Source organism: Agromyces sp. GL_144 (assembly GCF_057834305.1).
Genome location: NZ_CM174399.1, coordinates 3,683,478 through 3,702,064, shown reverse-complemented (window position 1 = coordinate 3,702,064; position 18,587 = coordinate 3,683,478). Strand labels below are relative to the sequence as shown.

The 18,587-nt window shown below is 72.4% G+C and carries 15 protein-coding genes and 1 riboswitch; of the genes, 7 read left to right on the top strand and 8 right to left on the bottom strand.

Features of this window, described 5'->3' with window-relative positions; genetic code table 11:
- Window positions 1-119: 119 nt before the first annotated feature.
- Complete coding sequence (locus tag AC3IPY_RS17005) at window positions 120-1,790, top strand: DUF885 family protein (RefSeq protein WP_489185447.1); 1,671 nt, start codon at window positions 120-122, stop codon at window positions 1,788-1,790.
- 209 nt (window positions 1,791-1,999) lie between these two features.
- On the top strand, window positions 2,000-2,788 hold the full coding sequence (locus tag AC3IPY_RS17000; protein WP_489185446.1) for a transglutaminase-like domain-containing protein: 789 nt from the start codon (window positions 2,000-2,002) through the stop codon (window positions 2,786-2,788).
- A gap of 37 nt (window positions 2,789-2,825) precedes the next feature.
- On the opposite strand, the gene AC3IPY_RS16995 is transcribed toward AC3IPY_RS17000, so the two are convergent.
- The 3 genes from AC3IPY_RS16995 to AC3IPY_RS16985 form a co-directional block, all read right to left on the bottom strand.
- Complete coding sequence (locus AC3IPY_RS16995) at window positions 2,826-3,623, bottom strand: CPBP family intramembrane glutamic endopeptidase (protein ID WP_489185445.1); 798 nt, start codon at window positions 3,621-3,623, stop codon at window positions 2,826-2,828.
- 21 nt (window positions 3,624-3,644) lie between these two features.
- The gene (locus tag AC3IPY_RS16990) at window positions 3,645-4,151 is read right to left on the bottom strand and encodes a DUF6326 family protein (RefSeq protein ID WP_489185444.1); all 507 of its coding nucleotides are present in this window, start codon (window positions 4,149-4,151) and stop codon (window positions 3,645-3,647) included.
- A 98-nt stretch (window positions 4,152-4,249) separates the two neighbouring features.
- Window positions 4,250-5,218 carry an NAD(P)-dependent alcohol dehydrogenase gene (locus AC3IPY_RS16985; protein ID WP_489185443.1) on the bottom strand — a complete coding sequence of 323 codons (969 nt, stop codon included), beginning with the start codon at window positions 5,216-5,218 and terminating at the stop codon, window positions 4,250-4,252.
- 212 nt (window positions 5,219-5,430) lie between these two features.
- On the opposite strand from AC3IPY_RS16985, the gene AC3IPY_RS16980 reads away from it, so the two are divergent.
- Window positions 5,431-6,108, top strand: a complete 678-nt coding sequence (locus AC3IPY_RS16980; protein WP_489185442.1) for a TetR/AcrR family transcriptional regulator — start codon at window positions 5,431-5,433, stop codon at window positions 6,106-6,108.
- A gap of 36 nt (window positions 6,109-6,144) precedes the next feature.
- Here AC3IPY_RS16980 and thiD read toward each other — a convergent pair whose 3' ends face one another.
- From thiD to AC3IPY_RS16960, 4 genes are all read right to left on the bottom strand, one after another.
- Window positions 6,145-7,725 carry a bifunctional hydroxymethylpyrimidine kinase/phosphomethylpyrimidine kinase gene (thiD, locus tag AC3IPY_RS16975; protein ID WP_489185441.1) on the bottom strand — a complete coding sequence of 527 codons (1,581 nt, stop codon included), beginning with the start codon at window positions 7,723-7,725 and terminating at the stop codon, window positions 6,145-6,147.
- Window positions 7,722-8,381 carry a thiamine phosphate synthase gene (gene thiE / locus AC3IPY_RS16970; protein WP_489185440.1) on the bottom strand — a complete coding sequence of 220 codons (660 nt, stop codon included), beginning with the start codon at window positions 8,379-8,381 and terminating at the stop codon, window positions 7,722-7,724. Before thiE ends, thiD begins: the two co-directional genes overlap by 4 nt.
- Window positions 8,378-9,256, bottom strand: a complete 879-nt coding sequence (gene thiM / locus AC3IPY_RS16965) for a hydroxyethylthiazole kinase (protein WP_489188354.1) — start codon at window positions 9,254-9,256, stop codon at window positions 8,378-8,380. Before thiM ends, thiE begins: the two co-directional genes overlap by 4 nt.
- Before the next feature lie 121 nt (window positions 9,257-9,377).
- Window positions 9,378-9,489, bottom strand: a riboswitch (TPP riboswitch).
- Between the two features lie 433 nt (window positions 9,490-9,922).
- Window positions 9,923-10,954, bottom strand: a complete 1,032-nt coding sequence (locus AC3IPY_RS16960) for a LacI family DNA-binding transcriptional regulator (protein WP_489185439.1) — start codon at window positions 10,952-10,954, stop codon at window positions 9,923-9,925.
- 117 nt (window positions 10,955-11,071) lie between these two features.
- Between AC3IPY_RS16960 and AC3IPY_RS16955 the strand changes: the two genes are divergently transcribed.
- The 4 genes from AC3IPY_RS16955 to AC3IPY_RS16940 all read left to right on the top strand — a co-directional run bounded on the left by AC3IPY_RS16955 (window position 11,072) and on the right by AC3IPY_RS16940 (window position 16,395).
- Complete coding sequence (locus AC3IPY_RS16955; RefSeq protein WP_489185438.1) at window positions 11,072-13,033, top strand: glycoside hydrolase family 30 beta sandwich domain-containing protein; 1,962 nt, start codon at window positions 11,072-11,074, stop codon at window positions 13,031-13,033.
- Window positions 13,034-13,195: 162 nt separating this feature from the next.
- The gene (locus AC3IPY_RS16950; protein WP_489185437.1) at window positions 13,196-14,161 is read left to right on the top strand and encodes a GlxA family transcriptional regulator; all 966 of its coding nucleotides are present in this window, start codon (window positions 13,196-13,198) and stop codon (window positions 14,159-14,161) included.
- Between the two features lie 213 nt (window positions 14,162-14,374).
- Window positions 14,375-15,382 carry a GNAT family N-acetyltransferase gene (locus tag AC3IPY_RS16945; protein ID WP_489185435.1) on the top strand — a complete coding sequence of 336 codons (1,008 nt, stop codon included), beginning with the start codon at window positions 14,375-14,377 and terminating at the stop codon, window positions 15,380-15,382.
- A gap of 20 nt (window positions 15,383-15,402) precedes the next feature.
- Entirely contained in the window at window positions 15,403-16,395 is a 993-nt protein-coding gene (locus AC3IPY_RS16940; protein WP_489185434.1) for a phosphotransferase family protein, read from the top strand.
- A gap of 580 nt (window positions 16,396-16,975) precedes the next feature.
- Here AC3IPY_RS16940 and AC3IPY_RS16935 read toward each other — a convergent pair.
- Window positions 16,976-18,481 carry a hypothetical protein gene (locus tag AC3IPY_RS16935; protein WP_489185433.1) on the bottom strand — a complete coding sequence of 502 codons (1,506 nt, stop codon included), beginning with the start codon at window positions 18,479-18,481 and terminating at the stop codon, window positions 16,976-16,978.
- Window positions 18,482-18,587 lie beyond the last annotated feature (106 nt).

Genomic DNA, 18,587 nt, shown 5'->3' with positions numbered 1-18,587 from the left:
AATCGGCGGGCACGTGCGCGTTCGGGGCCGCGGATCCGGCACTCGGGCGCCGAATCGGCACTCGTGCGGCGCGGCTCATCGCGGACCGGGTGTCGGGGGCCGGGTCTAGCGTGGGGCGTATGTCGCTCGCAACCGACCTCGAACGTCTCGGCACGGAGTTCTGGCAATGGCGCGATGCCACCTCGTTCCGCACGTCAGACGACATCCCGCGCGTCGAGCGGCCGGCCGGGTGGCTGCCGCGGTTCGATCGGGCCGCCGTCGACGAGTTCGGGCTCGTGCTCGCCGGGTTCGCCGAGCGCTGGGCGGCGATCGGGGCCGAGGGCCTCGGCGCGCTGCCCGTCGCGACGCAGGTCGACCACCGACTGCTCGGCGCCGCGATGGCCCGCGTGCACTGGGAACTCGAGGTGCTGCGCAACTGGGAGCGCGACGCCGTGTTCCTCACCTCGCAGGTGCTCGGCCCGTGGTTCGACCTGCTCCTGCCGCCGCCGCCCTTCGGCGCGCATCGGCAGTCCGAGCTCGTGCGCGTGCTCGAGGCCGTGCCCGCCGCCGTCGACTGGGCCATCGCGAACCTCGAGCGGTCGGGCGTCGCGACCCTCGCCCGCGTCGCCGCCGCCGAACTGCACGACATCGGCGCCCGGCTCGAGCGCTCGGTGTCCGAGGTCCTGCCGTTCATGCATGCCGTCACCGGCGCCTCGCTCCGTGACGCGCAGCCCGAGGCGAGTGCCGCCCTCGAGCGGTACCGCGCCTGGTTGGCAGCCTCGGCCGACGCGCTCGGGCCCGACGTGATCGTCGGCCGCGAGGCCTTCACCTGGTACCTGCGGCACGTCGCGCTCGTGACCCTCGAGCCCGACGAGCTCGTGCGCGCCGCCATGCACGATTACCGGCGAAGCGTCGTCGCCGAGGCGACCACGCGGGCGCGGTACCGCGACGTGCCAGAGGCGCCGCTCGCGGCGTCCGCCGAGGCCGAGTCCGCCGACCAGGCGGCGGCCGAGGCGTCCGTGCGCGCCTTCTCCGAGGCGTCCGCGCTGCTCTCGCAGCCCGACTCGCTGCGCCGGTACCTTTTCGCGCCCACGCCGGCCTATCTCGAGCCGCTTGCGTTCCTCGGGGTGAACGACGACCTCACGAGCATGCGTCGCGTCGACGAGCAGGCGACCTCGTACGTGCCCGAGCCCTCGCCCGACCTGCCGTACTTCGACGCGGCGAACGCCCGCGACCCGCGGCTCGGCATCATCCACGAGGGCGCGCACAGCCAGCAGCTCGCCCTGTCGTGGGCGCAGCCGAACCCGCTGCGCCGGCACTTCGTCGACTCCGTCGCCAACGAGGGCATCGCGCACTACAACGAAGAGCTCATGCTCACCGCCGGGCTGTTCGCCGACGCCCCGCACTCGCAGACGATCGTGCACAACTTCATGCGGCTGCGCGCGCTGCGGGTCGTGGTCGACGTGAACCTCGCGACCGGGCGGTTCAGTCTGCCCGAGGCCGTCGACTTCTTCGTGCGCATGGTGCCCATGGACGTCGAGACGGCCACCGAAGAGACCGCCTACTACGTCGCGACGCCCGGCCTCGCCATGGCCTACCTCGTCGGCAAGCACGAGGTCATGCGGCTCGTGGCCGACGCCGCGGTGGCGGCCTCACTCGCCGGCACCGAGTTCTCTTTGCGCGACGTGCACGACTTCATCTGGCGCAACGGCAACGTGCCGATGTCGCTGCTGCGCTGGCAACTGCTCGGCGACCGCGGCGACGTCGACCTGCTCGACGCCGCCGGGCCATGGTGGCCGATTTCCGCCTGAGTGGCGGTTCCCGCCTGAGTGCCTGAGTGCCGAATCGGCGGGGGAGGGCGCTTCAGGTGCCGCCGATTCCGCACTCGTGCGCCGATTCGGCCTCAGGCGGCCGGCGGCGCTGCGCCCTTCCGGTCGCGCGTCGCGGCGGGCAGAATGGGCGGGTGCCGCTCGGCACGTCTTCAGCGATTCAGCGACGACGATGAACGAGGGGCACCACCATGCAGCGAACCGTCTCGGCCGACATCCGCCTGACCGTCGAGGCGCCCGCGCGGCTCGTGTTCATGGTCGCCGTCGCCGGCGCGCCCGCCGAGGAGCGTCTCGAGGTCGCGTCGAACGACGAGCCGCGGCATCCGCTCGAGCTGACGGATGCCGCGGGCAGCCGCCTGCACGTCGTCGATGCCGGCGTCGGCCCGCTGTCGTTCTCGTACGCGGCCACGGTCGAGGGCGTGCTCGCCGTGGCATCCGTTCGCGAGATCGACCTCGTCGAATACCTGCGACCGAGCCGGTACTGCGAGTCGGACTCGCTGGGGCCGACGGCGCAGGCCGAGTTCGGCGGCCTCGAGGGGCGGCCGCTGCTCGACGCCGTCTCGTCGTGGGTCGGCACCCGGCTGTCGTACGTGCCCGGATCGAGCGGGCCGACGGATGGCGCGGTGCAGACGCTGCTCGCCAGGCAGGGCGTGTGCCGCGACTACGCCCATCTCGTGATCGCGCTGCTGCGCGCCCTCGACGTGCCCGCGCGCCTCGCCGCCGTGTACGCGCCCGGGCTCGACCCGATGGACTTCCACGCCGTGGCCGAGGCGCATGTCGACGGCGCCTGGCACGTCGTCGACGCGACGGCGCTCGCACCGCGTTCGACGCTGCTGCGCATCTCGACCGGACGCGATGCCGCCGACACGGCCTTCCTCAGCTCGTACGGCGGTGCCGTGAGCCTCGACGCCATCACCGTCAGCGCGACCGCCGACCGCCTGCCCGACGACGACCTGCGTGCGCTCGTGCAGTTGCGCTGACGGGGTGCGGGCGCACCGCAGAGGTGCCGCCGAGGTGTCAGACGACGCCGAGGGCGGAGAAGGTCAGCGCGGTCATGGTGAGGTTGTAGGCGCTGTGGCTCAGGATCGCGCCGAGCAGTGATCCGGACGCTCGCCGGGAGGCGGCGAAGACGAGCGCGGTGAGGAACATCGCGCCGAACCAGAGCGCGGCCGGCACCGGGAGGAACCGCCAGTCGCCGGCGATGAAGATGATGCCGAAGTGCGCGAGATGCACGAGGGCGAAGACTCCAGCCTCGATTGCCGCGGTCGCGCGCTCGTCGAGACGGGTGCGGAGCATCTCGGTGGCCATGCCGCGGTAGAGGATCTCTTCGCCCAGCGGGCTGAAGGTCGCGTTGACGACGGCGAAGACGAGGAAGAAGATCATCCGATCCGCATCCGTGAGGGGCTGCGGGATCGCGGCGTACGACGTGGCGATGTAGACGAACGGGTTGGCGATCGAATGCCCGAACAGGGCGGTCATGAGCGCGAAGGTCGACACGCACATGGCGCCGCCCATGCCGATCGCGAGCATGACCGCTCTCCGGCTCTTCGGCCTGACGAGCCCGATTCGCCTTCGACCGGGCCCGGTGAGCACGACCCAGGGCAATGCGATGAGTGCGACGAAGTACGCGCTGACCAGTTGGTAGCTCCCGGTGGCGTTCGCCCCCAGCACGATCAGGATGCGCAGGATCGCGGTCGTGGTGAGCAGGATGACACCGGTGCGCAGGTCGAAGCGGAGGAATCGACGGAACGGAGCACGGACACCGGACCGACCGTCGGTCGCGGTGGGCCCGGAGTCCGCGGCGGTGGGGTTCACGCCGAGTGTCTTGCCGCGGGCTTACCGTCGAGTGCCCTGTCGAAGGTCGGTCGTTGCGGTCGCTGCGGGAGTCGCGGGCGCGGCGGGAGCTGCGGAGGCGCGAGGCCAGGTCCAGGCGGAGCGCAGGATGAAGGCCAGGATCAGCACCTGGACTCCGATGGTGAGGGCGTAGTAGAAGGCGTAGTCCGGGGGCGCCCCCAGGAAGTTCATCCCCACGGCGGGCACGTACAGCGATGCGACGACGAGGTTCGTGACGCGGTTCACCCGAGCGGGCAGGGTCAGGGAGAGCAGCACCATCAGGGCCGGGATCGCGATGATCGCGAAGAAGACGCACATCAATGTCGCGCTGATGTCGAACTCGAAGATGACGCCGCCCCGGATCCCGTCGATCTCGCCGGGCTGGTAGAGGTGGAAGTAGTCGATGTAGATGACGAGGAACATGAGGCTGGTCCAGGCTGCGGCGAGCTTGGCCTGCACGGGGATCGGCGGGTGGTCGAGCAGGTTCGCGGGTGTCGTTCGGATGGTCATCGATTCGTCTTTCGTTCGAGCGGAGCGGTCTCCGCCGGAGTGGCGGCAGGCCTGGGCGTGCGGGCGCACGGGCCGGGTGGATCTCGGTGTTCCGGTCGTCAGATGGCGATCACGACCTTGCCTCGGGTGTGGCCCGCCGCGACGTGGCGGAGGGCGTCGGCTGCGTCGGCGAGCGGGTAGGTGCGGTCGATGACGGGCGTGACCTGCCCGGTCGCGAGCAGGTCGGCCAGGGCGAGCAGGTCCTGGCGCTGCTCGATCGACGTGAAGGGCCTCAGGTGCTGACGGGTGAACCCCGACAGCATCCGTGCCTTGATGACGCGACCGATGGGGCCGATCCAGCGGCCGCCGCGTCCGCTGTTGGGGATCAGGGTGCCGGTGGGTGTCAGCGCTCGGCGGACCGCCGCCAGCGGCTGGGCTTCCACGTTGTCGAGGATGACGTCGTAGCGCACCTCGGCGCGGGTGAAGTCGGTGCTCGTGTAGTCGACGACGTGGTCGGCACCGAGTGAGCGGACCAGGTCGACGTTGCGAGTGCTGCACACGCCCGTCACCTCGGCGCCGAACGCCTTGGCGATCTGCACGGCGAAGGAGCCGACGCCGCCCGACGCGCCCGTGACCAGCACCGTCTGGCCCGGTTGCACGTTCGCGATCTTGCGCAGCGCCTGAAAGGCCGTCAGGGCCGACGTGGGCACGGATGCCGCGTGCACGACCGACACGCCGGCGGGAACGGGCACGAGGTGGTCCGCCGGGACGCAGGCGTACTCCGCGAGCGTTCCCTCGGTGCTCCACCCGAACACCTCGTCGCCGGGGCGGAGCGCGGTGACCTCCGTGCCGACCGCTGCCACGACGCCGGCGAGATCCCTGCCGGGGATGCCGTGGCGCGGCCGGCGGAGCCCGAACACCAGGCGCACCACGTACGGCTCCCCGGTCATGACGAAGACGTCGCCGGGATGCACCGCGGCCGCGCCCACCCGGACGAGCACCTCGCCTCGACCGGGCGAGGGGATCGCGACCTCCGACGACTCGAGCAGCGAGGGCGGGCCGTAGCGGTGCTGGACGGCGGCGCGCATCGTGGTCGCCCCGGCCGGACTCGCGCCCGGCGCCGACGCCCGGCGGGTTCCCGCATTCGACCGCTGTTCGATTTCCACAGAAGACTCCTCACCTCCGAGCGGCGACCCGATTGGGTCGTACACCGTACTCGTACGCTGTACGACGAGTAGTACACCGTACTATGGCCGTACACTGTACGATTGTCAAGCCGTTCGAGCGAGCGAGGGGTCACGTGTCTGCGAAGGAACAACGCCAGGTCGCGTCGGACGCGGGGTTGAGCAAGCAGCGGGTGGTGATCGAGGCCGTGCGGCTCGCCGACCGCGAGGGGGTCGACGGGCTGAGCATGCGCCGACTCGCCGGTGCGCTCGGCGCGGGCGCGATGTCGCTCTACCACTACGTGGCGAACAAGGACGAGCTGCTGGACGCCATGATCGACATCGTGTTCGAGGAGATCGAACTCCCATCCGAAGAGGCCGACTGGCAGACGGCCATGCGACGGCGGTCGTCATCCGCCCGGCAGGTGCTCGCACGCCACCCGTGGGCGATCGGTCTGATGGAGTCGCGCACGTCGCCGGGGCCGGCGAACCTCCGCCACCGCGAAGCGGTCACCGCCTGCCTGCGGAGGGCCGGCTTCTCGGTGCTGATGGCGACGCACGCCAACTGGTTGCTCGACAGCTACGTCTACGGTCATGCCCTGCAGGAGGCCAGCCTGCCGTTCGACACCGCCGAAGAGCTCGCGGTCATGACCGAGGGCGTCTACCTGCCCCAGCTTCCGGCCGACGAGTTCCCCTACCTCAACGAGTCCGCCGCGGGGCTCGTCGCCGCGGGCTACGACCCGGGCGAGGAGTTCGCCTTCGGCCTCGACCTCGTGCTCGCGGCCCTCGAGCCCCTCAGAGCCTCCGCAGAGTGACTCCCGCTCCGCGCCTGGGCGGCCGGTGCAGCGCGATCAGTGCAGCGTGAGCGGGGCGGCGAAGAAGGCGAGCTCGTGCTCGGACGAGACACGGAACGCACGGTGCATCGCCGCCCGGCGCTCGGGCGTCGCGTCGGCCGCGAGCCGGGTGACGAGCTCGATCGCCTCGCGCGTGGCCACGGCGAACGCCGGATCCGAGTACGTCGCGAGCCAGGAGGCGAACGGATGCCCCGGATCCAGCGCCTGCGCACCGAACTCGCCGGCCGCGAGGCGCTCGCCGAGGTCGACGTAGATCCAGAAGCAGGGCAGCACGGCGGCCGCGAGCACGGCGTAGTCGCCGCGCGCGCCCGTGGCGAGCAGGTGGTCGAGGTACGCGGTCGTCGCGGCGTCGGGCTCGGCGGCGAAGGTCGCAGCGCTGTGCAGCGGGTCGATCGCGCCGTCGGCGCCCCGCCCGTCGCCGCCCGTGCCGGTGCCCGCGCCAGCATCGTGTGCGGCGCCCAGCCAGTCCGCGTGCAGTTCGAGCTCGCCGACGAGGGCGCCGTGCGCCGAGTTCGCCCAGAACGCCTGCCCCGCGGCATCCGGTGCCAGGCGCGACGCCTCGGCGAGCACGCGGGCGTAGTCGCGCAGGTAGAGCGCGTCCTGCGCGAGGTAGCCGAGGAACGGCCCGGGCGCGAGCGTGCCGTCGGCGAGGCCGCGGATGAACGGCAGGTCGTCGATGGCCGCACGCACGTCGGCGACGCCCGCCCACCACTCGCGCTCGATCTCGTCGGGCGTCGGCGCCGTGCGCACGCCGCCGCGGGACCAGAGTCCGGCGAAGTGGCTCACGGGCCCGTGGCCGCCGCCGACCTCGAGCGACTCGCCGTGGCGCAGCGACTCGCGCAGCCAGCGCCTGGCCTCGCCGACGGCGGCCTCCCAGTCGCCGAGCTCGGCCTGGAGGGTCGCGATCGCCGACGAGAGCGAGCAGCCGGTGCCGTGCGTCGCCGTGGTCGCGATGCGTGCGCCGCCGAACGAGACGACGGTGCCGGATGCCGCGTGCACGAGTGCGTCGGGGGCGTCGGCGCCCTCGAGGTGTCCGCCCTTCGCGAGCACGCGGGCGCCCGTGGCGGCGGAGACCGCCTCGGCCTGCGTGATCGCGTCGGCCCAGGTCGCGGCGGGCTCGGTGCCCGCCAGCACGCCGAGCTCGAGCAGGTTCGGGGTGATGAGGTCGGCGAGGGGGAGCAGGTCGCGCAGGGCCGCCTCGGCGTCGGCGTCGAGCAGCCGGTCGCCGCTCGTGGCCACCATGACGGGGTCGAGCACGATGACCGGCACCTCGGTGCGCCGCAGCCACTCGGCGACGACCCCGATCACCTCGGCGTTCGCGAGCATGCCGATCTTGACCGCGTCGACCGTGATGTCGTCGGCGATGGCGTCGAGCTGCTCGGCGAGGAACGCCGACGGCGGCACGTGCACGCCGCGAACGCCGCGCGTGTTCTGCGCGGTCAGGGCCGTGATCGCCGACATGCCGTAGCCGCCGACGGCGGCGATCGACTTGAGGTCGGCCTGGATGCCGGCGCCCCCCGACGGGTCGCTGCCCGCGATGCTGAGCACGCGCGGCACGCGGCGCGCGACCGCGCTCATCGGGCGCTCCATGCCGCGACGAACGCCTCGGCGGCGTCGCGCGGGGAGTCCGCGGCGCAGATCGCCGACACGACGGCCACCCCGGCCGCGCCCGAGTGACGGAGGGCCGCGACATCCGCCAGCGTGATGCCGCCGATGGCGACGCAGGGCAGTTCCGCCTCGGCGGCGAACCGCGCGAACCCGTCGATGCCGAGCGCCGGCGGATGGTCGGGCTTGGTCGTGGTCGGCCGGATGACGCCGACGCCGAGGTAGTCGACGTCGCGCCGGGGCATGCGCCGCAGGGTCGCGAGGTGCTCGGCGGTGTTCGCGGTGAGTCCGATGATCGCCGAGTCGCCGAGCCGCTCGCGAGCGACGGATGCCGCGGTGTCGCCCTGCCCGAGGTGCACGCCGTGCACGGGCAGTCCGCGCTTGCGCGCCGCGACGGCGACGTCGACGCGGTCGTTCACGAGCAGCGCCGCGCGGCCGTCGATCACGGCGGCGAGCTCCTCGAGCTGACGCAGCACGTCGTCGTCGCTCGCGGTCTTGTCGCGCAGCTGCACGACGCGCACGCCGCCGTCGACGGCGGCGGCCACGACGGAGACGACGCCGCGCGGCCCGCAGAGCGCGGCATCCGTGACGAGGGTGATCGAGAGGTCGAGCCTCGCGCGCGTGTTCATTCGGGTGCTCCGACGTTCGCGGGGGCAGCGTCTGCGATCGCGGCCGGCGGCCGTGTCGCGGCATCCGTCACCGTGATGTTCGCGCGTGCGGCGACCGTCTCGGGCGTGACGAGGGCGAGCGCGTCGAGGAACGCGGGCCCGAACGTGCCGGGGCCGGCCGAGGCGGCGGCGGCGATCTCGGCGGCGACCGTGTAGACGACCGTCGCGGCGACGGTCGCCGCGAACACGTCGTGCGTGTCGCCCGTGCCGCGGCTCGCGCCGAGGAAGGCCGCCGTCACGGCGCCGAGCGCGCAGCCGCCGCCGGTGATGCGCGTGAGCACGGCGTCGCCGTTCGCGATACGGGCGGTGCGACGCCCGTCGGTGATGAGGTCGACGGGGCCCGAGACGGCGACCACCGATGCGTGCGTCAGGGCGAGATGGGTGGCCGCCACGGCGGCGGCGTCCGTGCTGTCGGCGGCATCGACGCCGCGACCGCCGGCGCCGGCGCCCGCGAGCGCGATGATCTCGCTCGCGTTGCCGCGGATCGCGGTCGGCCGCTGTGCGACGAGCTCATGCGCGAGCGCGGTGCGCACCGGCAGCGCGCCGATGGCGACGGGGTCGAGCACCCATGGCGTGCCGGCAGCGGATGCCGCGGCCACGGCCTCGCGGGCGGCGTCGCGCTGCTCCTCGTGCGGGGTGCCGAGGTTCACGAGCAGCCCCGAGGCGATGCCGGCGAACAGGCCCGCCTCGACGCGGATGTCGACCATCGCCGGTGCCGCACCGACCGCGAGCAGCGCGTTCGCCGTGAAGTTGGTGACCACGCTGTTCGTGATGCAGTGCACGAGCGGCGCGGACTCCCGCAGGCTCGCGAGCAGCCGCGCGCTCGCCGCCGCCAGGTCGGCGGCGTCGGCGGGCTGCGCCGGTGCGGCCTGCGCCGGTGCGGCCTGCGCCGGTGCGGCCTGCGCCGGTGCGGCGCCGCGGGCGCGCTCGGCGTCGTGGACAGGGTCGGTGGACAGGCGATCGCTCACGCGACATCCCTTCGCTAGTTCGAACTAGATCAGGTTCGACGGGTGTGTTCTCAGCCGCGCTTGCCTGATCGGGCGGGCGCGCGGCACCCCGTGTCACTGCCGGCCAGCTTACCGGCGTGACGGATGCCGCGGCGCGGGGTTGACGCGGCGCCGTCATCCGGTCTCGGCCGAGCCGGAGGTCTCGCGGCACGGGATCGTCTCCGCTGGTTCGGTACCGAAGTACCGAAGTACCGAAGTACCGGACGTCTGCGGTGCGACACCCCCGGGACTCGCAGCAGTCGGCGAGATGGCGGCGCGCCCCGCGCCCCGCGCCCAGCGCCCAGCGCTCCGCGCTCCGCGCGTCTGCTCCGCCCATCGCCGGGCGCTGCGCTCGGCCCCCCAGTTCGAGGGCGAACGCACCGCGAGCTGTGGTGGTCGGCGGAAGCGCCGACTACGGTTCTCGCAACGCCCCGCCGGGTCGGCGATCGTCCGTCGGACGATCTCCACTCGGTCGATCGCCCCCGTGGCCGTTCCTCCGCGGGCCCGGCGGGGTTGTCACACCCCGCGCGCCGGCCCGCTCGACGCGCGCACGACGAGGCTCGTGCCGAGTTCGACGTGCAGGGCGTCGATGGGCTGCCGGTCGACGAGTCGCAGCAGGCGCGCGACGGCGACGCGCCCCATCTCGGCGAGCGGCTGGCGCACGGTCGTGAGCTCCGGCGTCGTCGCGCGAGCGAGGTCGCTGTCGTCGAAGCCGACGATCGAGACATCCGCCGGCACCTGCAACCCCGCCTGCTGGGCCGCGTGCATCGCCCCGACGGCGACCTTGTCGTTGAAGCAGACCAGCGCGGTCGGCGGGTTCTCGCGGGCGAGCAGGCGTCGAGCGGCGTCATGGCCCTCGTCGATGGTCGGCTCGACGGACGCGACGAGTGACGGGTCCTGCAGCACGCCCACGTCGGCGAGCGCCGCGGTGTGCCCCGTCAGGCGCTCGCGGCTCACGAGCCACTCGGTCGGGCCGGCGAGCACGCCGATGCGCCGGTGACCGAGCCCGACGAGGTGCGTCGTGAGCGCCCGCGCGCCCTGGTGGTGCGCCGCCGAGATGACGACCGATCCGTCGGGCGCGCTCGTGCGGGGGTCGACGATGACGAAGGGGAAGCCGTGCCGGCTCAGCCGTGCGAGTTCGGCGGTCTCCTCGGGGGGCAGCACGAGGATCGCGCCCGCGGCCTCGGCGCGCATCGACAACTGGCCGAGCGGATGCCTCGACTGCGACGATTCTCCGGCGTCGAGCAGCATCGGCCGGCCGAGCGAGGCGAGCTCGTCGGCGATCGCCGAGACGATGAGCCCGAAGTAGTCGGACAGTTCGTAGGGGCAGCGCACGAAGACCGGGCCGCCCGAGGCACGATCGTTGCCACGGGCGATCGGAGCGGCGGCCCCCAGCCCGTCGAGCGCGTCGAGCACGAGTGCGCGCGTCGTCTCGGCGACGCGTCGGTCGCCGTTCATGACGCGGGAGATCGTCGCGATCGAGAGTCCGGTCTGCGCGGCGACATCGCGCACCGACGCGCGGGCACGAGGCGGCAGGGCGGTGGCCATTCGGATCAGCCTCTCTTGACGGGTGGCGCGCGGGCGAGCATGATGACTGCGCTTCGTTACAACGACGTTTCAAACGTTACATCCCGCACCGTCATGAACTCAACGTGGAGGCCACTCATGAGAACCAGATCCCGCTCGCTCACCGCGGCGAGCATCGTCGCCGTCGCGGCACTGGCGGTGAGCGGCGCGTTCGCCGTCGCCCCGGCGGTCGCCGCAGAGGCGCCGCCCGAGGCGCGCGTCTGGCTGACGACCGTCGACCGCTCGCAACTGCTCGCCGAGCAGGCGCCCATCCCGTTCGGCGACGCGGCGGCCGGCACGGCCGGCGGCTCGACGGCGCCGACCATCGTCGTCGACCCCGAGACGACCTTCCAGGAGATGGACGGCTTCGGGGCATCCCTCACCGACTCCTCGGCCGCCGTGCTGTCCGCGCTCGGCAAGCAGGAGCGGGACGCGACCATGCGCAAGCTCTTCGACTCCGTCGAGGGCATCGGCGTGAGCGTGCTGCGACAGCCCATCGGATCGAGCGATTTCACCGCGGCATCCGCTCACTACACCTATGACGACGTGGCGCCGGGCAAGAACGACCTGCTGCAGCGCAAGTTCGGCATCGCGCACGACCAGGCGCAGATCCTGCCGCTGCTGCGCCAGGCGAAGCAGCTCAATCCGAAGCTGAAGATCATCGGCACGCCGTGGAGCCCGCCCGCGTGGATGAAGACGAACGACTCGCTCGTCGGCGGCAAGCTCGAGCCGGGCGTGCTGAACGCCACGGCGTACGCGGCCTACCTCGTGCGCTACGTGCTCGAGTACAAGAGGGCGGGCGTGCCGATCGACTACCTCACGATCCAGAACGAGCCGCAGAACCGCACGCCCGACGGGTATCCGGGCATGGACATGCCGGTCGCCGACCAGGCGCGCGTCATCTCGATCCTCGGCCCGCTGCTGAAGGTCGCGAGCCCGAAGACGAAGATCCTCGGCTACGACCACAACTGGGCGACGCACCCGAACGACCTCGCGAACACCCCGCCGGGGCAGGACCCCGAGCCCGACTACGCCGCGAAGCTCCTGCAGACGAAGGCCGCCAAGTGGATCGCGGGCACCGCCTTCCACTGCTACTACGGCGATCCGAGCGCGCAGACCGCGCTGCACGAGCAGTTCCCCGACAAGGGCATCTGGTTCACCGAGTGCTCGGGCTCGCACGGAGCGGATGACCCGCCCGCGAAGTTCTTCAGCGACACGCTCAAGTGGCACGCGCGCACCATCTCGATCGGGGTGCCCCGCAACTGGGCCAAGACGACCGTCAACTGGAACCTCGCCCTCGACGAGGCGAACGGCCCCTACCTCGGCGGCTGCACGACCTGCACGGGGCTCGTGACGACGCACCCCGACGGCACGGTCACGACGAACGCCGAGTACTACACGATCGGCCACCTGTCGAAGTTCGTGAAGCCGGGCGCCGTGCGCATCGCGTCGACCTCGTTCGGCACCACGGGGTGGAACGGGCAGGTCATGGACGTCGCGTTCCGCAACCCCGACGGATCGACCGCCCTCGTCGTGCACAACGAGAACGACGACCCGCGCACGTTCGCCGTCTCGGTCGGGTCGAAGTCGTTCGAGACGACGCTGCCCGGCGGTGCGCTCGCGACGTACACCTGGCCGGCGTCGGCCGCGCTCGACGACGACCTCGCGCCGGTCGCGATCACGAGCGCGACGGCGACCGCGACGAGCGAGGCCGGGGCGGATGCGGTGGCGGGCTTCGCCGTCGACGCGGATGCCTCGACCCGGTGGTCGAGCGGCCAGGCGCAGTCCGCCGGGCAGAACCTGACGATCGACCTCGGCGCGGCGAAGAGCTTCCGCCGCGTCGCGATCGACTCGGGCGGCAACCTCGGCGACTACGCGCGCAACTGGCAGCTCGAGGCATCCGTCGACGGCTCCTCGTGGTCGGTGATCGGTGCAGGTGCGGGCGTCGGCCAGCTCACGAACGTCGACGTCGCGTCGACGAGCGCGCGGTACCTGCGCATCTCGTCGACCGGCAGCGCCGGCAACTGGTGGAGCCTCGCCGACGTACGGCTCTACGGCTGACGCCGGCTCGCCGGTCGAGTGGCGCAGCGCATCGAGACCCGCGTCGGCAAGGGTCTCGATACGGCGCCGACTCGGCCGGCGGGGTGGCGGTCCCGCCGGCCGGTGCACGGATGTCGCGTGCCCGACGGGCGGGATCCTTGCGTGCCGTGGCAATCTGGCCGTATGGCAATCGCAGCTCGCCGCACGACCCCGGCGCACCGCGTCGCCGTGCTCGTGCTCGAGGGCGCGAAGCCGCTCGACGTCGGCATCCCGGCGCAGATCTTCACGACCAGGCAGTCGATGCCGTACGAGGTGCGCGTCTGCGGCGCGGCGCCCGGCCCCGTCACCGGCGGCGACGGGCTCTCGTACCATGTGGCCGACGGCCTCGAGGCGTTCGAGTGGGCCGAGACGATCTTCATCCCCGGCTATCGGAATCCCGATGCCGAAGCGCCGCCCGTCGTCGTCGTCGACGCGCTGCTCGCGGCGCACGAGCGCGGCGCGCGGATCGCGGCGATCTCCACGGGCGCGTTCGCGCTCGCCGCGACCGGGCTGCTCGACGGGCGCCGGGCCACGACGCACTGGCACTACACGCGGGCGCTCGCGGCGCGGCATCCGCTCGTGCAGGTCGATGAGAACGTGCTGTTCGTCGACGAGGGCCGCGTGCTCACATCGGCCGGCGCGGCGTCGGGCATCGACCTGTGCCTGCACCTCGTGCGTCGCGACCACGGCGTCGCGCTGTCGAACCACGTCGCCCGTCGCCTCGTGGCCGCGCCGTACCGCAGCGGCGGGCAGGCGCAGTACGTGCCGCGCGCGCTGCCCGACGACCTCGGCGAACTCTTCGCGGCCACCCGCCACTGGGCGATCGAGCACCTCGACGAGCCGCTGACGCTCGACGACCTCGCCCGCAACGCGAACGTGTCGACCCGCACGTTCTCGCGGCGCTTCGTCGAGGACACCGGCTACACGCCGATGCAGTGGATCCTGCGGGCGCGCATCGACCTCGCGCGCGAACTGCTCGAGCGCAGCGACCTCGGCGTCGAGCAGGTCGCGGCGCGCGTCGGGCTCGGCACGGGTGCGAACCTGCGGCTGCACTTCCACCGCGTGCTCGGCACCTCGCCGACGGAGTACCGGCACACGTTCCGCGAGTAGGCCCGCCGCCCGCCGGCCGCCGCCCGCCGGAGTGCAGGAAGAAATCCGCCGACACGCCCTGCCAGACGGCATCGTCGACGGCGCGCCGCGAATTCTTCCTGCAACCCGCGTGATGCACGGAGTGAACCGCGCCGCGAGCCCCTTCCGCTCGGCGTCCACAACTTACTAACATGTCAGTAAGTTCACGACGACGAGAGCCGGAGGGCGCCCCGCATGCCAGCGATGCACATCGAGGAGTTCGCCGACGCGCATGCCCCCGGCCTCGCCGAGCTGCTCACCGAGTCGTTCGGCACGCCCGTCGACACCGCGGGCCTCCTCGCCGCGCTCGGGCAACTGCCGGGCGGAGACGGCATGACGACGGATGCCGCGGGCCTCGCGATCGGCGACGGCAGTCGTCATCTCATCGCCCGCGACGAACAGGGGGTGGCGGCCCGCGCCCTCGTCTGGCGCACGGGACTCGCGCGGCCGGGCGACGTGTTCAGCGACATCCGCCCGGTCGACGGCGAACGCGGGCGGGAGGCGCTCGTGCGCGTCCTCGCCGATCAGGTCTCCTGGCTCGCGCACGCGGGCGGCATGCGGCTGCGCACGACGGTCGACGACCAGGAGCCGGATCGCTACGAGCTGCTCGTCGGGGCCGGTTTCCGCGAGGAGGCGCATGTCGTCACGGGCGAGCGCCCGCTCGCACGCAGGTCGGCCACGGGAGTGCCGGTGCCGGCGGCCCCGACGGTGCCTCCGCCGCACGGCATCGAGCTCGACACGTACGACCGGCTCGAGCGCGACGGCGATCCGCAGCGCATCCAGTACCTCGAGCGCGCCCTCTACGCGCTCGTCGTCTCGACGCTGCTCGACAACCCCGGTCACGTCGAGGCCGCCCCCGAGTTCGAGGAGTGGCGTCGTGAGCTGTTCGATGCCGACGGGTTCCGGGCGGAGTGGCTCGTGCTCGCATTCGAGGGCAGCCGTCTCGTCGGACTCAGCCACGCCGTGGCCGACGGCGACCCCGAACGCGCCTACCTCGAGTACACGGGCGTCGCCCGCGACATCCGGGGCCGTGGAGTGGCGGCGGCGATGAAGTCGCGCCTCGACCACGAGCTCGTCGCCGACGGCGTGCTCACCATCACGACCGAGTGGGCCGAGGCCAACGCGCCGATCGCGCACCTCAACCTCGGCGCGGGGTACGAGATCGTGGGCGGACACCGCCGGCTCGTGCTCGCCGTCGGCTGAGCGGCACCCGAAGGAGACCGATGGAGAGCATCACCAAGAACCGCCAGTCCGCGGCCACGCTGCGCGCGATGATCGCGCGCGCCTACGGCGAGGCGCAGGTGCCCGACGACGACGGGTTCTCCACCGAGCTCGGGTACGGCTGGTTCAACGTCGCGTACCGGGTGCGCCTGCGCGACGGCAGCGAGGCCGTGCTCAAGATCGCGCCGCCGGCCGACGTGCAGGTCATGACCTATGAGCGCGGCATGATGCGCAACGAGCTCACCGCCCTCGACCTCGTGAGCAGGGCCACCACGGTGCCGGTGCCGCCGGTCGACCACGCGGACCTCAGCCGCGAACTCTGCGACGCGGACTGGTTCGCGATGCCCTTCATCGAGGGCGACACGTTCGCGATCGTCGAGGAGCGGATGCCGCAGGGCGAACGCGTCGCGTATCAGGAGGCGGTCGGCGCGATCACGCGCGAGCTCAACGAGGTCGTCGGTCCGCATTTCGGGCCGCTCGCCGGGCCCGGCGAACCGACCTGGCGGGCCGCCTTCACGCGGATGATGACCGAGGTGCTCGACGACGGCGAACGCCGCGGCGTCGAGCTCGGCTGGGCGTACGACGAGCTTCGCGTGCTGGCCGCCGCGCACGCGGACGTGCTCGACGAGGTGACCGAGCCGCGCTTCGTCGAATGGGACCTGTGGCCGGGCAACGTCATGATCCGCGACGGCCGCATCGTCGCGGTCATCGACCACGAGCGCGCGTTCTACGGCGACCCGCTCGTCGAGGCGGGCTTCACCGCCGCCGTGCTGCCGGGCTTCGGCGATGCGTCGGCGTTCCTGCGCGGATACGGACGCGGGCCGCTCACCGGTTCGGAGTTGACCAGGCGGCGCCTCTACAGCCTGCACCTGCTGCTCGTGATGGTCATCGAGACCGAGTACCGCGGGCACCGGGATCAGGGCCAATACGACTGGGCCCGCGGGCAGCTCGACGAGCTCATGGCGCAGTTCGGATTGTGGCGCGCAGCAGGCTGAGGTGGCCCGGTAGCGCCGTCCTCGGACTGGGAGCCCGTTGGGCTGCGAGCGCGTCGGGCAGCGGCCTCCTCCTCGATCTCGGTGCCGGAGTGCCGGAGTGCCGGAGTGCCGGAGTGCCGGCCACGGTCGGAGTGCCATCGGGGTGTCGCAGGCGTGCGGGGTCGAACTGGGTCTGAGCAGGCGGGGGAGCCCGTTCTGAGATGCTGTAGCCGTGTAGCCGTGTAGCCGTGTAGCCGTGTAGCCGTGTAGCCGTGTAGCCGTGTAGCCGTGTAGCCGTGTAGCCGTGTAGCCGTGTCGCCGTGCAGCCGTGCAGCCGTGCAGCCGAAGGTCCGAGAGCCATGCCGTCGTTCCCTCAGCGCCTTGCTCGGGGTTCGCTGCCCGTCCCGCGACCTCTTGCCGGCTCACGTCGGTTTCGCGAGTCTCACGAGAGCGCGTCCAGCCGCAAGAGGTCGTGGGATGACTGGATCGTGCGTCGGGCGGGGGGAACCCGCGCGGCGACGACGTGGAAGGCGACTGCGTGGAAACGGAACGGGCGCCCGGTGGAATCCACCGGGCGCCCGTTCGTGCGTGATGCGGGCGATCAGCCCTTGACGCGGATCACGCGGCGGGTGCCGAACGCGACGCCCGCGAGCGCGAGCAGGGCCGCGGCGATCGCCGCGAGCGGCAGCGCGTCGAAGCCGGTGTCGGCGAGGCCGGCCGAGGTGCCGGTGGCCGCAGCGGTGCCGGTGCCGGCGGGGGTGCTGGTGCCAGTGCCAGTGCCAGTGCCAGTGCCAGTGCCGGTGCCCGAGCCGCCGTCGGTGCCGGTTCCGCCGTCGGTGCCCGGAACGGTGCCCGGGTCGGTGCCCTCGTCATCGCCGTCGTCGGTCGGCACTGCGGTGATCGTGACGGGGACGGAGGCGACCTCGTCGCCCGCCTCGTCGAGCACGACGACCGTGTGCTCGCCGGCCGGAGTGTCGGAGTCGATCGTGCCCTCGGCCGAGAACGCGCCGTCGGCGTCGGACGTGACCGACGCGATCGACTGCGGGATCGAGTGCAGCTCGACGTCGTAGCTCGTCTCGGCGTCGAAGTCCGCGCCGGTGACGGTGATCGCCCCGCCCGGGATCAGCGAACCGGTGACGGTGATCGACGGGTCGACGGCCGGGTCGACGGGCTCTTCCTCGCCCACGGCGCAGTCGGAGTCGACGGTGGCGGTCGCGAGCAGCACGTCGCCGTGCGCCGGGCCGGTGCGCACCTCGACGACGTGGTCGCCGGAGTCCTCGGCGAAGGCGTACGTCTTCGACTCGGGCTTGTTCTCGAAGACCACGAGGATGTCGCGCAGCGCGCCGTCGACCGAGATGAGCGCCGAGTAGGTGCCGTTGACCTTCGACGCCTCGAGCTCGGCGTTGGTGAGCGAGACGACGGCCGTGCCGCAGGTGGTGTCGGTGTCGATCGTCGAGGCCGCGGCGAACTCGCCGGTGGCGCAGGAGGTCGTGCCGTCGGCGACGACGCTCGTCGTGGCCGCGGCGCCGTAGCCCTGGTACGCGGTCACGCTGACCGAGTAGCTGTGCTGGCCGTACGTGTCGCTGCCCGGCGTGCCCTTGGCGAGCGCGAACCCGTCGGTGTAGTCGGCGCCGAAGGCCTCGGCGTCGACCACGGTCGCACCGTCGATCGTGACGGTCACGGTGTTCGGCGTGGCATCCGCCGGGATCGCAGGCGTGACCTCGCGCTCCTCGGTCACGGCGTCCCGGCCGGGCACCTCGACGTGCTTGCGGGTCTCTCCCGAGAAGTAGTAGAGGGTCCAGTCGTAGATGACGACCTTGCCCTCGTTCTTGTGCGCGACGTGCTCCATGCTGCCGATCAGCGGCTTGTACACGTAGTCGGTGTGGCTGACCTCGGCGACGGCCGGGGTGATCTCGACGGTCTCGGTCACGGCATCGGCGCCGGCCTCGACGGCGTAGCCGCCGAGGTCGACCGTCAGGGCTTCGCAGCTGCCGACGATGTCGTTCGTCACGGGCTCGGTCACGGCGGATGCCGGGGCCGCGGTTCCGGCGAGGGCGAGGCCGGCGGCGAGCGCGGCGACGACCAGCGCGGGGAAGGTGCGCTTCATCGGGTTCCTTAATTCGTAGGGGTCGAAAGCAACGAGACGTGTCGCCTCGGCAAGGGGTCTTCAGGGAGCCTACGGAGGGGTGACGGCTCGGAGGGAGGGAAACCCG